This window comes from Gluconacetobacter tumulicola, assembly GCF_014174215.1.
Classification (GTDB): Bacteria; Pseudomonadota; Alphaproteobacteria; order Acetobacterales; family Acetobacteraceae; genus Gluconacetobacter; species Gluconacetobacter tumulicola.
On the sequence record NZ_JABEQL010000047.1, the window covers coordinates 1 to 15,135 of the forward strand.

The following is a 15,135-nucleotide window of genomic DNA, read 5'->3' on the forward strand; positions in this document are numbered from 1 at the left end:
TGAAGGAATGGCGCGCCGTCGCAACCCGATACGAAAAGACCGCCACCTCGTTCCTCGCTATCCTTCACCTCGCAGCCGCCGCAGATTGGATCAAGATCTAACAGGGCCTAGTCATCTGAATCTGAGGTCCGGTTCATTGTCTTGTGATAGAAGCGTTTGATGGATGCGAGGATCTGATCGGCGGATTTGACCCACCGATATGGTTTGGGATTTTCGTTATGCGCGTCCATGAACGCGACGAGATCGGTCGTGAAGCGATGCACGCGTTGGAGTTGCCTGCATGTCAACTCGGCAAACCAGCGCTCTACCTGATTGAACCAGGAAGCCGATGTCGGCGTGAAATAAACATGCCAATGAGGCCGACGGACCAGCCAGGTCTTCGTCACGGCGATTTTGTGCGTGGCGGAGTTGTCCATTACGAGATGGACGTCCAGGCCGCAGGTTGCCTTACCCTGTCAGCTATGTCGGCGGCCCGTGCGGCCAAGCTGGCAGCGGTGCGCCTTGTCACGATAATACATGGCCTGCCCGATCGGGGCGAAATATTGCCGGTGGCCGATGGTCCGCAGCCTGTGGCCATGGGTGCCGATCACAGCGTCATGAGACGCGCAGAGATGGGCCGCCAGCCCCGTGCGGCGATGATGATGCGGCGCATGGCGGGTGCCGGCGCATGCCGGCAGGGCGACACACGACACCGCAACGCATACAACAAGAAATCCAGAGATTACGTCCCACACCCTTACGCACCTCCGCGGTCCGGCACCGCTCGTGGAGAAGGATTCGTAGCAGCCGCGATCAGAACATATCAAGAACATTCTATCCGGCACCCAGGACACCCCGTCCCGCGATCACCGGGCCGGAACGATCAGTCGGCGCCGGGTTCGACGCCGCCATTGACGCGTTCACGCAGTTCCTTGCCCGCCTTGAAGAAGGGGACGACCTTTTCGTCCACCGCCACCATTTCGCCGGTGCGGGGGTTACGGCCGGTACGGGCATCGCGTTTCTTGACCGTGAATGCGCCGAATCCGCGCAGCTCCACCCGGTCGCCCCGGGCCAGCGCCGCGCTGATCTCGCTGAAAATCGTCTGAACGATCAGTTCGACATCGCGGCCGAGAAGATGCGGATTGGCCGCAGCCAGTTCGGCGATCAGCTCCGATTTGGTCATCCGTCTTGTCCCGTTTCGATTCAAGGTTTCCAGAGCGCAACCGCTCCGTCGAGCGCAACACCTTGCGATACCACAGATCCCGCCCATTCCTCACCAAGAATGACACCGAGCATGCTGCGCGTCAGTCGCGGAATCCAGTCCCGGTCGGCCGGAACCTTCAGATCGAGAACCGGAACCGTCTCGGACAAGCTCAGCTTGCGCGCCAGCCAGGTCACCGCATCGCGTTCGGTCCCGATCTGGTCGATCAATCCCAGCGGCAGCGCCTGCCGGCCGGTATAGGGGCGGCCATCGGCCAGCGATCGCACCCGGTCGACCGGCATATGCCGCCCGTCGGCCACCATCGTGACAAACTGGTCGAACAGATCCGCCACCACGCCCTGCAGCATCTGCCGCCCCTCGGGCGAAAGCGGCTGAACGACCGAAGGTTGCCCCTTCATCGGGCCGGAGACCAGTTCGTCCACGCGAACGCCCACCCGCTCCAGCAGGCCGGAGACATCCGGCGCCTGCATGATCACCCCGATCGACCCGGTCAGGGTCGACTGGCTGGCAAAGATGCGCTGCGCGGGAACCGAGATCATGTACCCCGCCGAAGCCGCGACTCCGCCCATCGTCACCACGACCGGCTTGCGCGCGGCAAAACGGGCCACCGCATCATGCAGGGCCTCGCCGCCGCTGACCGAACCGCCCGGACTGTCGACCGACAGCACCAGACCCCGCACCGTGTCCGCCTTCGCGGCACGGTCGATCAGGTCGATCAGCTTGCGATTGTCCGACCCGATGATGCCGGACACCCGAACCCGCGCCAGATGGTCGCCCCCGATCAGGGCGCCATGATGGAACAGCGCATGACCGCCGAGGCCCAGCCAGGCGAGGACGAACGCGGCGACCGCCCCCACCCGCCAGAACAGCAACCGCCGACGCAGGCGCAGCCGGTCCACCACCAGATCGGGATCAGCCATGGAATCTCCGACCTGGCCGTGGCACGAAACGCACCGTTACTCCTGCGGCGCCGCGGCCTTGCGCCCGCGGCGGGCCGGCTTGGCGGCCGCACCGTTGTCGGCAGGCGCTTCTTCCACCGTCGCGGTGATCTTGCGGCCCAGACCGATTTCCCGCGCCAGGGTGGAGCGACGCTCGGCATAGTTCGGGGCGACCATCGGATAATCGGTCGGCAGGCCCCAGCGCTCGCGATACTGCTCCGGCGTCATGCCATAGGCGCTCTGGAGATGCCGCTTGAGCATCTTCAGCTTCTTCCCGTCCTCGAGGCAGACGATATAATCCGGGAAGACCGAACGCTTGATCGGCACCGCGGGCTGCAGCTTCTCGGGCTCGGGCGCGGCCTGGCCGAGAGAGGTCAGCGCCTGATAGACCTGCCGGATCAGATCAGGCACGCCATCGGCGACCACGCTGTTGTTCGAAACATGCGCCGACACGATCTGCGCCGTGAGTTCCAACAAAGATGCACCCTGCTCGATTTCCGACATACCGAAATTCCATTCTGTTATTATGACTTCTTACGACGTCAGCGATTCGCACCGCTTCTTTATCATAAATATCTTGAAAAGATAGCGAAGACAAATAATTCTTACAAAAACATTTTAAATTTTTAACGGGAACGAGGCGCCGGTGTTCGTAACAGGAAGTAATAAATCCCCAATCTTCGTATTCGGCAGCGTCAATATCGACGTCAGCGCGCGACTGAATCACTTTCCCGTTCCAGGGGAAACCCTCCACGCGCGGGATGCCGGGCTGGGCCTGGGCGGCAAGGGTGCCAACCAGGCGGTGGCGGCGGCGCGGCTGGGCGCGGATGTCCGGCTTGTCGGCCGGACGGGGGACGATCCGCTGGCCGATTTCGCCGCAGCGGCGCTGCGGCGGCACGGTGTCGCGCCCGACGACTTGTATCGTTCGGCGGCCGACCTGACGGGACTCGCGATGATCTGCACCGACTCGGGTGGCGAAAACACGATCGTCGTCGTGGGCGGCGCCAACATGACCATCGACGCCACCGATATCGCCCGCCTGTCGCCCCTGCTGACACCGGGCGCGATCGTGCTGATGCAATGCGAAATTCCGATGGACACGCTGCGCGCCGCCGCGCGGGCGATCGCTCAGGCCGGAGCGCGGCTGATTCTCGACCCGGCGCCGGTGCCCGAAGACGGGTTGGATGCCGAGTTGTTTGCGCTCGCCGAACTGATGACGCCCAACGAGACCGAGACCGAACGCCTGACCGGCCTGCGCCCGCACGATACGGACAGCGCACGCCTCGCCGCCGACACGCTGCACCGGCTGGGGCTGCGGCGCGCCATCGTCAAGCTGGGGGCGCGGGGTGTGCTGTATTCCGACGCATCCGGCCACGGCTTCGTGCCACCCTTTGCCGTCACCCCCATCGACAGCACGGCGGCCGGGGACTGCTTCAATGGCGGCCTGGCGGTCGCGCTGTCATCCGGCATGGATCTGGCGGGCGCCACGCGCTACGCCGCCGCCTGCGGAGCCCTGGCCACGACGCGCAAGGGTGCCGCCGAAGCAGCCCCGACCCGGCCCGAGGTCGAACGCCTGCTGGCGACCCAGCCCGGCTAGGCCTGCCCTGTTTGCAGCCCGCCGGTCCATACATGGGTCATATTGGCCCGCGACGCCGTATAGAGCGCGGTCACCAGCAGATCCTCGTCGCTCTCATCGCCCCATAGCCGCATGGTGCCCAGGGGCGCGTCGGGGTCGATGCGCAGCACGTCGAAATGCTGGCCGGGTGCAAACCGCCCCACCGGCAGGTCCAGCGCGTCGCCGCCCCCGGCCGTGGCCAGATGAAAAGCCGTGATCATGCCCACATCGCTGCCCGGCCGGCCGCGTTCCGCCGCCGGCCGGTCGGGATCGACGCCGTCCCGCAGCATGCGCGAGGCGGCGACCGTCATGCGCATCGCCCCCATCATCGATGCCGAAGGGCCACCCGCAATGTCGGTCCCCAGCCCGACCCGCACACCTTTTTCCAGTGCGGCGCGCAGCGGAAAGACCGCATTGGCGAACCAGGCGTTCGACAGCGGACAATGCGCCACCGCGGCACCCCGCCGGGCCATCAGGTCCATGTCCGCCCCGGTGATGAAATTGCTATGGGCCAGCACGGTATGGCGGGTCAGGAGACCGAAACGGTCCAGTGTCTCGATATCGCTGTGCCCGAAACGGGCCTGGCCGTAATCGCGCGCCCAGTCGCTTTCCGCGCAATGGGTCTGGACATGGCAGCCGCATTCCCCGGCCAGATCCCCGAGCGCGCGCAGCATGTCGTCGGTGCAGGAAGGCAGGAAGCGCGGGGTCACCACCGGCCGCACCCATCCGTCATTGGCCGGATGGGATTCGATATGTGCCGCGACCGCCCGGGTGGCCGCCAGCCCTTCGGCCACCGAAGCGTCACGATAGAAGTCCGGACACTGGCCGGGATTGTCCATGACCACCCGCCCCACCAGCGCCCGCTGCCGGGCCGCGATGCAGGCATCGGCCAGTTCGCAGGTGGCCTCGACATGCCGGCTGGCGAAATACAGCGCCGTGGTGGTGCCGCCCGCCAGCAGGTCGGCCACCAGGCGCCGATAGACATGCCGGGCGAACAGGCGGTCGGCATAGCGTGCCTCCAGCGGGAACGTATAGCGTTGCAGCCAGACTTCCAGCGGCTGGTCCAGCCCCTTGCCCAGTTGCGGATATTGCGGCGCATGGACATGCAGATCGACCAGCCCCGGGATCAGCAATCCGTCCAGCGTCACCAGCCGGCCTGCCCGCGCCGCCGCGCGCGCCATCGCGCGGTGCCCTTCGCTGCCTGCATGGCAGACGGCGACGATCCGCCCGTCGGCGCCGATTTCGACCAGCCCGCCGTCCATCCGCTCCAGCCGGCCGGGCGACGGGGCATGGAACCAGTCCCCGGCCACTACGCGGTTCCGCAGGTCCGCCCATGAATGCGCGGCGGAATATCGGTCGGTCATCCTTCCCTCCGTGCGGTGTCCCCGCCATGCGACTTCCGATGTTTATGACTGATATACACGGCCTGGCTATCGTCCCGGAGATGCCTGACCTAGTCTGTCGCATAACAGCCCCTGCCGCCGGAAACGCCACGCCCCGTGCCCGCCTTCCCTGACTTTGCCCTCACCGTGCTGGAACGCCTTCTGTCATGGCGCCCCCGTTCCCTGCGCCCGCCGGGCGCCGGACGGCTGAGCCATCTGCGCTGGCTGTATGCCCCCAAGGCCGACGCGGTCGGCTTTGCGCTGCGCACCACCGCCGCCGCCATCCTGTCGCTGATCCTGGCGATGTGGATGGAACTGGACGATCCGCAATGGGCGCCGATGACCGTGTGGATCGTGGCGCAGGGATCGCGCGGCGAAAGCCTGTCGAAGGCGCGATGGCGCCTGGTCGGCACCGCCATCGGCGCCATATCCGCCGTCGCCCTGGTCGCGGCGTTTCCGCAGGCACCATGGCTGTTCTTTCCCGCCATCGGCATCTGGATCGGCCTGTGCTGCGGCGTGGCGACCCTGGTGCGCAACTTCCGCTCCTACGCGCTGGTGCTGTCGGGCTATACCTGCGCCATCATCGCGCTGGATGCGGTGCGCAGCCCGAACGACGTGTTCATGATCGCCATGTCGCGCTCGACCTACATCGTGCTGGGCATTGCGTGCGAAAGCCTGATCGCCGGCCTGCTGTCCCACAACCTGGCCGACACCGCGCGCCGCAATATCCGCGAGAAACTGCTGACGGCCCTGACCAGCACCTCGCACGCCATCGCCGACCTGCTGGCCGGCAATGAGGAGGCTTTCGTCCGCTCGCGCGCGCTGTTCGGCACCATCCTGACCATCAACGACCAGATCGAGTTCAGCGAGATCGAGATGGGCCCCCACGGGCACGAGGGCGACCATGCCCGCGCCGCCCTGGCCACGGTATCGGTGCTGCTGTCGCGCGGCCTGGGCATGACCGCGCGCCTGCGCGCGCTGGGCACGGCACACCCGGGCTTTACCGAAACCTCGCTGCTGGTGCGCACCTTTCTTCAGGGCCTGCCGCCGCGCCTGAAACAGGACGAGGACCTGCCGGCGGTGCTGGCCGACCTGCGCGCGCTGCGCGGCGTCTGCCGCCAGCAGATCGTCAATGCGCTGACCGAGGAAAGCAACGGCCGGCACCCGCCCGACAGCCCCGAGATCCAGGCGCTGCTGGATGGGCGCATCCTGCACAGCGCGCTGGAGGAATTGCTGGCGGAACTCCAGCAGGCACTGGAGGAATTCGATGCCAGTCACCGCGTCATTCGCGGCGACCGCTTCCATTTCCGCCTGAAATCGCATCGCGACCTCGAGGAAGCCGCCCATAACGGCATCCGCGCCGCCGTCGCGATCACGTCCGCCGGCCTGATCTGGGAAGTGACCGCCTGGCCAAGCGGACTGGCCTTCATCATCATGGTCGGCCTGACCTGCGGCCTGTTCGCGACGCGCGAAAACCCGGTCCTGGCCACCATGAACTTCCTGCTCGGCGCGGTATGGGCGGTCGGAGTCTCGTTCGTCCTGGTCGTCCTGATCCTGCCGCGCCCGGCGGATTTCGAAATCCTGGCCGCCTGCCTGGCACCCCCGATGATTGCCGGCGGCCTGGCGACCCGCAACCCCGCCACGGCAGGGGCCGCCGCATCCTATACGCTCTTCCTGTCCAACCTGATCGGGCCATCGAACCAGGGAAGACTAAACGAGATCGCCTATTTCAATTCCTCACTTTCGCTGCTGGCCAGCATCGGCTTCTCGGTCCTGATCTTCCGCATCGTCCTGCCCTTCAGCAGCAAGGCGGAGCGCCTGCGCATGCGCGAGCGCAATCTGCACGACCTGCATCATCTGGCTTCGGCACTGCCCATACCGCAGACCCACGACTGGATCGGGCTGAACACCGACCGTTTCGCCCGCCTGATCCGCCATGCCGGCCCCACCCCCACGCCCACCATCGAAGCCTATCTGCAAGGCACGCTGTCGGTCATGACGATCGGGCTGAACATCATCCGCGTGCGCACCGTCCTGGCCCGCGACCAGTTGCCGCTCCAGGCGCGCCGCCCCCTGCTTCTGGTCCTGCGGCGGATGGCGCAACTGACCGGCAAGCACGGCCGCACCGCGCGCGCGGCGCGCACCGCCGTCGCCAGCCTGCGCGCCATCGAGGCGCACGAGCCCAATATCGGCGCCCGCATCGAACTGACCCGCGCCATCGCCTATCTGCTGGTCATTTCGAACGAACTGGACGCCAACGCTGTGTTTCTCGACACCTCCCGGTCCTATCGTCCCCAGCCGTCAGCGTGACGTGCGCCGCGCCTTCACCACCGGGGCAAAACAGGCAACACTGGCCGGATCGTGCCAGACCGAGTACCCGATCATGATCCCGTCCCTGCCCCCTGCACCCGCCCGCCATGCCCTCCGGGGGCGCGCCATCACCTTCGGCGCCAATCCTTTCCTGGACGATCCGGCCCGGGCGCTGGTGCATGAGCCCGATGCCCTGATCCTGATCGAGGATGGACACATCACGCGATTCGGCGCCTTCGATGCGCTGCACGACACGCTGCCGCCCGATACACCGGTCACCACCTGGCACGACGGCATCATTTCGGCCGGGTTCGTCGATACCCATGTCCATTATCCGCAACTGCCCATGATCGCGGCCTATGGCGAACAGCTTCTGGAATGGCTGGAGCGCTATACATTTCCCACCGAGGCCCGCTTCGCCGACGCCGATTATGCAGCCGGCGTGGCGCGGCGTTTCCTGCGGGAACTGCTGCGTGCCGGCACCACCAGCGCGGCGGTGTACTGCACCGTTCATCCCCAGTCGGTCGATGCGTTCTTCACGGAATCGGCCCGGCTGAACACCCGCATGATCGCGGGCAAGGTACTGATGGACCGCAACGCACCCGCCAACCTGCGCGACACGCCCCAGGGCGGCTATGACGCTTCCCTGGCGCTGATCGAGCGCTGGCACCAGCATGGGCGGCAGCTCTATGCCGTCACCCCGCGCTTCGCCGCCACCAGCACCGAAGAGCAGCTCGACCTCGCAGGCAGCCTGCTGCGCCAGCGCGAGGGCCTGTTCATGCAGACGCATCTGTCGGAAAACCTGGCCGAGGTGGAATGGATCAGCCACCTCTTTCCCCGGCGTACCTCCTATCTGGATGTCTATGCCCATGCCGGCCTGGTCGGGCCGCGCAGCGTGCTGGGCCATGGCGTACATGTCGATGAAGACACATTCCATACCTGCCACGCGGCCGGATGCGCGCTGGCGCATTGCCCGACATCCAACCTGTTCCTGGGCAGCGGCGCCTTCCGCCTGTTCGACGCGCTCGACCCGCGCCGGCCGGTGCGGGTGGGCCTGGGCACCGATGTCGGCGCCGGCACCAGCCTGTCGCAATTGCAGACGCTCAACGAAGCCTACAAGGTCGCGCAATCCACCGGACGGCGCCTGCATCCGGCCCAGGCCTTCTGGCTGGCCACGGCCGGGGGCGCCCATGCACTGTATCTGGACGACCGCATCGGCACCATCGCCCCCGGCATGGAAGCCGATCTGTGCGTGCTCGACCCACACGCCACGCCGCTGATGGCCCAGCGTGCAGAACAGTGCGAAACGATCGAAGACCTGCTGTTCGTATTGATGATGCTGGGGGACGACCGCAGCGTCCGCGCAACCTATGTGGCGGGCCAACTTGTCCACGACCGGGACGCCCCGGAGGCGGCGGGGGCTCGAGGCGCCGGTCATATTACTTCATTTACATGAACGAACGATATGTTACGTTAGGGAACCGTTAACACTCAGGATCGTCATGTCGAAACCACTCCATGACATGCCCTCATATCGCAAACGATATGGCCCGGTGCGGCAGGTGGTTTCCGACGTCCCCCATAAGGGCCGGGGACACCCCGCCAGCGCCTCGATCTGTCTGGCGTCGCCGCATATGCCCTGATCTTTCGGCATGACTGACGCGACAATGTCCATGGTGAGCAGCCGATAGCCTTCCGCGCCATCCTTGCGCCCGCGGCCGCCAGGCCGATGAAGGAAATGTGATTTCTCTCCCATCGAAGATTATGAGAGTCAAATTAAGGATAGTCCCTTTCATGTCAGGTCATTCAGAACGCCGCTTATGGAACAGCCTGTCCGCCCGAATTGTTCTGATATGCGGGCTGGCCTTCATCAGCATACAGGCAATGGCGGTGACGATATCGGCATGGATGATGAAGTCCCAAGTCGAGAAGAGCGTTTTTTCCGAAGCGACATCCCGCAGCCAGATCCTGGTCGACCAGATCACACGGCGATTGCTGGACCAGAACGACATCGCACGCGCCAACTCGGTGGCCGCAGAAGCAATCCACAAGGCCGGAACGGCCAGCCGGGCCGAAATCGTCAGCCTGCTCCGCGAAGCCGAGATCCGGTCCCCCAACCTCTATGCCGTCTGGATGGAGGAAATACCCGGAGGGTTCGACGGCCAGAAGGCATTCAATGCCCCGGGGACCAACAGCCACGGCATCCTCAATCCTTATTATGTGCGCAAGCCGGACGGTTCGATCGATTTCAATGCCGTCGACGAACATTACAGCCAGACCTGGTTCACACTGCCGATGGAGCGTGGAACCGGCATCCTGACCGAGCCCTATATCGACGAGGGCAGCGGGGTGGAGATGGTCTCGTTTTCCTATCCGGTCACCTTCGACGGCAAGAAGATCGGCGTTACCGGGATCGATACCCCGCTTGACTGGATCGTCACCCTTCTCGGCAATTCCGACGTCTTCGGCAGCAACAGCATTTCGCTCCTGTCCGAAGACATGGTCTGGATCTCGCATCCCGACAGGAAGCGCCTGCTCCAGCCCTATAAGGACGACGGAAAGGCCGAGCTGTCGCAGGCGATTTCCAGCCGCAAGGTGCGGATTATCCGTGGCTTCCATGACGGGGAGCAGGAACGGGTCCTGGTCCCCTTCCAGATCCCGGGCTTCAGCAATGTCTGGACCCTCGTCGTCGACATCCCCCGCGCCGCGCTGGACGCACCGGTGAAGAACAACGTCATCGCCCTGATGATTTCAGGCGTGCTGCTGATGATCCTTTCCGTGCTCGTCGTCTATTTCATCTCGGGAAAATTGATCAAGGCGCCGTTCCGCAACCTGCTCGACACGGTTTCCGACCTCACCCGAGGCAAATACGACAACCAGGTTTCCGGGACGCAACGGGGCGACGAGATCGGCATGGTCGCCCAGGGGCTGGAAGGTTTTCGCAAGACGCTCCTGAAAAGCAGGGAGGCCGAGGCCCGCGCGGCGGAAGCCCGTGACCAGCACGAGCAGCTCCAGAAGAAGACGAGGCAGGAAGAAGAAACCAAGATCCGGAACATCAACAATGTCATCCGGACCATGGGAGAAGGGCTGGACAATCTGGCCAGGGGTGACCTGTCCTGCCAGATCGATAATCCTCTGCCGCCCGAGTTCGAGCCCCTGCGGCAGAATTTCAACCAGTCGGTGTACCAGCTCGCCGAGGCCCTGTCCGCAATCGCCGGCGCGGGTCGCAGCATCAGCAAGGGCACCGTGCAACTTGCGACGGAAGCCGAAACCCTGGCCGAGCGGACGGAGCAGCAGGCCGCATCGCTGGAGGAAACTGCCGCCGCGGTCAACGAAATTACCGAAAGCGTCAGCAGCTCCGTCCAGCAGATCAGCGACGCACAGAAGGTCGGCCTGCAGGCGCGCGGGTCCGCCAGCAGCTCTTCCGACATCATGCAGCAGACGCAGACGGCCATGCTGAGGATCGAGGAGAGTTCCAAGCAGATCGTCGCCATCGTCGAGACGATCGACGTCATCGCGTTCCAGACCAATATCCTGGCCCTCAACGCCGCCGTCGAGGCTGCCCGGGCCGGAGACGCGGGAAAGGGTTTCGCCGTCGTCGCCAGCGAAGTGCGGGCACTGTCGCTGCGCTGCGCCCAGGCGGCGAAAGAGATCGGCACCCTGGTCAGGACCACGACGGCAGACATCCGGACCGGTTCGCGGCGCGTCACCGAAACCGGAAAGGCACTCCAGGATATTTCCAGCTTCATTGCTCAAATCAGCGATAATCTGAATCAGATCCTGACGGCGGCGCAGGAACAGTCTGCCACCCTGACCGAAATCAACATCACTGTCGGCAACATGGATCAGGTGACGCAGCGCAATGCCGCCGTTGCCGAACATTCCCGCGCCGCGTCCAGCCGCCTGGCAGGCGAGACGGACAAGCTGACACAACTCGTCAGTCGTTTTCGGCTGACCAGCACTGCAAATCTCGCCGAATACAGGGCCAGAAACAGGGCGTAAGAACGACCTGACGACCAAGGGCGGCAGCGCTTTCACGCAACCGGGGGCCGTCGGATAACCAGCGGAGATTTTTTCAAAAGAGTTTCATTTGCCGGTCGGCCCTGCCTGGGACAGCCTGAAGGCAGGGCTGAATAGCGAGAATGGCCGGACATTGGAACAACGGAAAGCCTCCGCAGGATGCACCACCGGCGCACATAGCCAGATGAGCCTCCCAAAGCATGCAGTCATGACGACCTATACCGACGACACCGAGATCGACGACCTCGTGGCGAGTTTCCTGAGTGGAAGCCTGCCCAAGGCCGAATGGACGCATGTGGCGCATTTCGCCGTCGCCCTCTGGTTGCTGCGTCATCGGCCCGAATGCGCGGAACCTGGCATCATGCGCAGTCTGATCCGCGCCTATAACACTGCAACTGGAACCGCCAATACGTCCTCCAGCGGCTACCACGAAACGATCACAATCGCCTCGATGCGCACCGCGAAGTCCTTCCTCGAAACCCACCCGCCCAATACGCCGCTTTTGTGCGTCCTGGACGCTCTGATGGCCGGACCTTCCGGCAGAAGCGACTGGCTGCTCACCTACTGGAATCAGGAAACCTTATTCAGCCCCGACGCACGATCACGCTGGGTCGAGCCCGACAAGGCCGCGCTGCCGATCTGATGCCCTCCCCCCGCCGGTGAGGCGGTCATGGACCATGGGAGGCACTGCTCGATCAGGCCGCCAGTTTCGGGCGCTGGAGCGAATCGATCGATCGGCCGACATACAGGCGCGCCCGCTGCCTGACGACACCGACAACGCGCTCGCTCATCTGCCGCGAACCGCCCTCCTCAAGCAGGGCGGCAAGGGAAATCCGCCGCTCAACCGCGTGCCGCACCATCTTGAAGGTGATGGCGTTCACGATGGATTCAAACTCCGCGCGGCCGAAACGGGACTGACACGCCGAAAGTTGGCTCATCGCATCCAGATAGAGCCGGACAAGCAGGTTTCCTGCCCGTGCGATGAAAATGTCGCCGGTGCCAGTTCCGCGCCCAGCCATGTTCACGCTCGGCAGCCAGATGCTCGCGCATATTCGGGCAGACATGGCCAGCCGGACAATGACAGGTCCATGCCGCCAACCATGCGCTGACAAAATCAGGGTAACTGTGGCGATACCATTCGATCGCCGTCCCCGTTGCCCAGGTCGTGAACCGAAAGGATTTCTGGCCGTCGAGACCTTAGAAAATCGACAAAACGCGCGTTGGATCGCCACCTGGGTGCGTTTTCAGTCAGGCTCTGAGACCGGCGGGGCGTCAGGATCGCCTAGCGACTCTTTTTCTTGAGCCGGCGTCCATAAAGTTCCAGGCGGGTCGTCGCGACTTCATAGCCCATCCGGGCCCCGATTCCGGCAAGAAGCGCCTTCAGATCCTCGTCGTCGAACTCCATGACGGTGCCGGTATCGACATCGATCAGATGGAAATGATCGCCGTGGTCGGTCGTCTCGTAACGTGCCCGGCCCCCACCGAAATCCCGCCGTCGCAGGATGCCGTTCTCTTCGAACAGCCGGACCGTCCGGTAGACGGTCGCGATGGAGATGCGGGGATCGACCGCCGTGGCCCGGCGATAGAGTTCCTCGACATCGGGATGATCGTCGGATTCGGACAGTACGTGCGCGATGGTGCGCCGTTGTCCGGTCAATTTCATCCCTTTCTCGCGACACACCGCAGCGATCGGGGAATCCAGTCTATCGTCTGTTTTCATTGCAACGGCAGCATAACCCGATCCCACGAATCGCGTCCAACGGATTGGCGAGGCGCGAGCCTGCGGGCCGGTCGGAAATCAAAATGGATGTGACCGGTTTGTATTTGCAAATAATACTCGGTCTCATATTGTGCGACGATACGGCAGCAGATCGGCGGCTTCGCCAGCCGGGAGTCCCCCAATGAGCCAATCCGTGCGTTCCGTGAACGACCTCTCCTGTAGCGAGAAGCTGACCGTCTGGATGATCCGGTGCATCGCCGGAGGCGAGATATCCCCTTGCCGCACCGAGCCGAGTGATCCGGCACGCCCAATCGCGCTCATTCCGGGCTTTCGTTCGGAACTTGAGGGAAGCGTGCGGGCCTTCGGCGCGGCGATGAGCCGGATGGCCGGTTTGCGCCTGGACCCTCTGGATATCGAAATGCCCGGCGCGGTAATGAGGCGGCGGTACGCAATGCCTTACGGTGGATCTTTCCCCACCATTACGTGCAGTCGCGCTTCGCCGCCGCCGTGACGGTTCTGGGCGCGTGCCTGGCTGGCGCGGGACACAGGCTCCCCTCACGCCGGCCCTCCCCCTTCGCACCGATCCCCGATGTGACGGACGGGTCCGTCGATGACGGCGACAGGGACCCGTGGTATCGCACGCGAGGGCGGCCTTGCTGTCCCATGGCCAGTTCAACAGCGACATGTCGGGATAGTCCGGCAACCGGGTATCGGCTCCGAAAGCCGGCCAGCTTACAGCAAAGACGACTTTCCGTTTCCCGGAAGCAGGTCCACCGCTCTTCCACTCCGTGCCAGTTCGATAAACTCGCCAGCGAGCGTCACGATGTCCTCAACGACGTTGGAACCGTGTTTGGCCAGGCGTCCGGCGATACATTCCATCGCCGGAAGCCTCAATCCAATATCCATGACCCGGAGTACGCCCTGCTCGAGTTGGCGACGCACGACCTCGACGGGAAGCAACGCCAGGCCGCCCCCTTTACAGATCATGTCAACGATCGTCGGCACCGAATTCATGGCACAGACGCGATGATGCACGATTCCTTCACGGGACAGCAGGCTGCACAGGATCGCATGAGGAACCGTATTGCGGCTGAACGTCATGATCGGCATGGATGGCATGGTCTTCAAATCGACGCGACCACCCTGACCCGAAACCAGATGGGCGGAACAGACCAGAGCCATCTCGAAATCGCAAAGATGTGTCTCTGTCAGCATGGGGGAATTGGTCGCACCGATATAGAAGCCGACATCCAGCATTCCCTTGAGAATCTTGCGCTGGATCTCATCGGATACATTGACATCAAGATCGACTGTAACTTGCTGATATTTATCAGAAATAACACACATCAAGGAAGGAAGCCATGTATGTACGGCGGTTTCCATCGTGCCGATCCGGATGATTCCGTGCTCTTCATTATGCCCCTTGATCGTGGCGACGGCGGCCTCCCTGAGGGAGAGTATCCGTTCCGCATAATTGACCAGGGTTACACCGACGGGCGTAAGGGAAACTCTTTTACCGGAACGATAGAAGATCCGGGCATCAAGCATCGCCTCCAGTTGGGAAATTCGAGCCGAGACCGCCGGCTGCGTCATGCGCAAGGCCTCGGCCGCAGCCTTGAAGCTGCCAAGACGGTCCACCCAGATCACCGCTTCGAGGCTCTTGAAATCCATTGGACCGACGCATCCTTTCAGAACCTGTCGAGAACTGTGGCCAGAACGGAAGGGGCCCAAGCGATCGGAGGGCCCACTCCTTGGCCCGGCTACTCCTGTTGCATCAGAAACCCGATCCGGTCATTGATGCGTTAGAGCGGAATTCGATCTGGATGAATCTTCAGGGATACCCAAGCGGGCGTATTTGTGATTCAACATGATGGCCGGATGGGAGGCCGGCGGTCATGTCGAAAGCTCTGTCGGTGGATCTTCGTAGCCGTGTTCTGGCTGCGGTTTCG

The 15,135-nt window shown here is 63.7% G+C and carries 14 protein-coding genes and 2 pseudogenes; 7 read left to right on the plus strand and 9 right to left on the minus strand.

The window, feature by feature from the left end; translation table 11 throughout:
* A pseudogene (locus HLH29_RS18785) lies at positions 1-101 on the plus strand (IS5-like element ISMex42 family transposase); the annotation flags it as partial.
* Positions 102-107: 6 nt separating this feature from the next.
* On the opposite strand, the pseudogene HLH29_RS18790 reads toward HLH29_RS18785, so the two are convergent.
* The 5 genes and pseudogenes from HLH29_RS18790 to HLH29_RS18810 all read right to left on the minus strand — a co-directional run.
* Positions 108-437 (minus strand): annotated as a pseudogene (locus HLH29_RS18790) (transposase); the annotation flags it as partial.
* Between the two features lie 18 nt (positions 438-455).
* Complete coding sequence (locus HLH29_RS18795; RefSeq protein WP_220791598.1) at positions 456-692, minus strand: hypothetical protein; 237 nt, start codon at positions 690-692, stop codon at positions 456-458.
* Positions 693-862: 170 nt separating this feature from the next.
* The gene (gene ihfB, locus HLH29_RS18800) at positions 863-1,162 is read right to left on the minus strand and encodes an integration host factor subunit beta (RefSeq protein ID WP_182968902.1); all 300 of its coding nucleotides are present in this window, start codon (positions 1,160-1,162) and stop codon (positions 863-865) included.
* A 20-nt stretch (positions 1,163-1,182) separates the two neighbouring features.
* On the minus strand, positions 1,183-2,121 hold the full coding sequence (sppA, locus tag HLH29_RS18805; RefSeq protein WP_182968903.1) for a signal peptide peptidase SppA: 939 nt from the start codon (positions 2,119-2,121) through the stop codon (positions 1,183-1,185).
* A 36-nt stretch (positions 2,122-2,157) separates the two neighbouring features.
* Positions 2,158-2,643: a MucR family transcriptional regulator gene (locus tag HLH29_RS18810; protein ID WP_182968904.1), complete on the minus strand. Its 486-nt coding sequence runs from the start codon at positions 2,641-2,643 to the stop codon at positions 2,158-2,160.
* Between the two features lie 142 nt (positions 2,644-2,785).
* Between HLH29_RS18810 and HLH29_RS18815 the strand changes: the two genes are divergently transcribed.
* Positions 2,786-3,736 (plus strand): PfkB family carbohydrate kinase, encoded by a 951-nt coding sequence (locus HLH29_RS18815; protein WP_182968905.1) that lies wholly within the window; start codon positions 2,786-2,788, stop codon positions 3,734-3,736.
* Here HLH29_RS18815 and HLH29_RS18820 read toward each other — a convergent pair.
* Positions 3,733-5,118 (minus strand): amidohydrolase family protein, encoded by a 1,386-nt coding sequence (locus HLH29_RS18820; protein ID WP_182968906.1) that lies wholly within the window; start codon positions 5,116-5,118, stop codon positions 3,733-3,735. The two genes, HLH29_RS18815 and HLH29_RS18820, sit on opposite strands and share 4 nt — an antisense overlap.
* Before the next feature lie 135 nt (positions 5,119-5,253).
* Here HLH29_RS18820 and HLH29_RS18825 point away from each other — a divergent pair, with 135 nt between their 5' ends.
* The 4 genes from HLH29_RS18825 (at position 5,254) to HLH29_RS18840 (ending at position 12,109) form a co-directional block, all read left to right on the plus strand.
* Positions 5,254-7,446, plus strand: a complete 2,193-nt coding sequence (locus HLH29_RS18825; protein WP_182968907.1) for an FUSC family protein — start codon at positions 5,254-5,256, stop codon at positions 7,444-7,446.
* A gap of 73 nt (positions 7,447-7,519) precedes the next feature.
* A complete protein-coding gene (gene guaD / locus HLH29_RS18830) occupies positions 7,520-8,902 on the plus strand; it encodes a guanine deaminase (RefSeq protein WP_182968908.1) in 1,383 nt (460 codons plus the stop codon).
* A 452-nt stretch (positions 8,903-9,354) separates the two neighbouring features.
* The gene (locus HLH29_RS18835) at positions 9,355-11,448 is read left to right on the plus strand and encodes a methyl-accepting chemotaxis protein (RefSeq protein WP_182968909.1); all 2,094 of its coding nucleotides are present in this window, start codon (positions 9,355-9,357) and stop codon (positions 11,446-11,448) included.
* 226 nt (positions 11,449-11,674) lie between these two features.
* Positions 11,675-12,109, plus strand: coding sequence for a hypothetical protein (locus HLH29_RS18840; protein WP_182968910.1), 435 nt, complete (start codon positions 11,675-11,677; stop codon positions 12,107-12,109).
* A 52-nt stretch (positions 12,110-12,161) separates the two neighbouring features.
* Here HLH29_RS18840 and HLH29_RS18845 read toward each other — a convergent pair whose 3' ends face one another.
* Together HLH29_RS18845 and HLH29_RS18850 are read right to left on the minus strand one after the other, a co-directional pair.
* Positions 12,162-12,485 (minus strand): hypothetical protein, encoded by a 324-nt coding sequence (locus tag HLH29_RS18845; protein WP_220791599.1) that lies wholly within the window; start codon positions 12,483-12,485, stop codon positions 12,162-12,164.
* Positions 12,486-12,748: 263 nt separating this feature from the next.
* Positions 12,749-13,186 carry a Fur family transcriptional regulator gene (locus tag HLH29_RS18850; RefSeq protein ID WP_182968912.1) on the minus strand — a complete coding sequence of 146 codons (438 nt, stop codon included), beginning with the start codon at positions 13,184-13,186 and terminating at the stop codon, positions 12,749-12,751.
* Between the two features lie 181 nt (positions 13,187-13,367).
* Here HLH29_RS18850 and HLH29_RS18855 point away from each other — a divergent pair, with 181 nt between their 5' ends.
* On the plus strand, positions 13,368-13,697 hold the full coding sequence (locus HLH29_RS18855; RefSeq protein WP_182968913.1) for a hypothetical protein: 330 nt from the start codon (positions 13,368-13,370) through the stop codon (positions 13,695-13,697).
* 221 nt (positions 13,698-13,918) lie between these two features.
* On the opposite strand, the gene HLH29_RS18860 is transcribed toward HLH29_RS18855, so the two are convergent.
* Positions 13,919-14,857 (minus strand): LysR family transcriptional regulator, encoded by a 939-nt coding sequence (locus tag HLH29_RS18860; protein WP_182968914.1) that lies wholly within the window; start codon positions 14,855-14,857, stop codon positions 13,919-13,921.
* Positions 14,858-15,135: the final 278 nt, after the last annotated feature.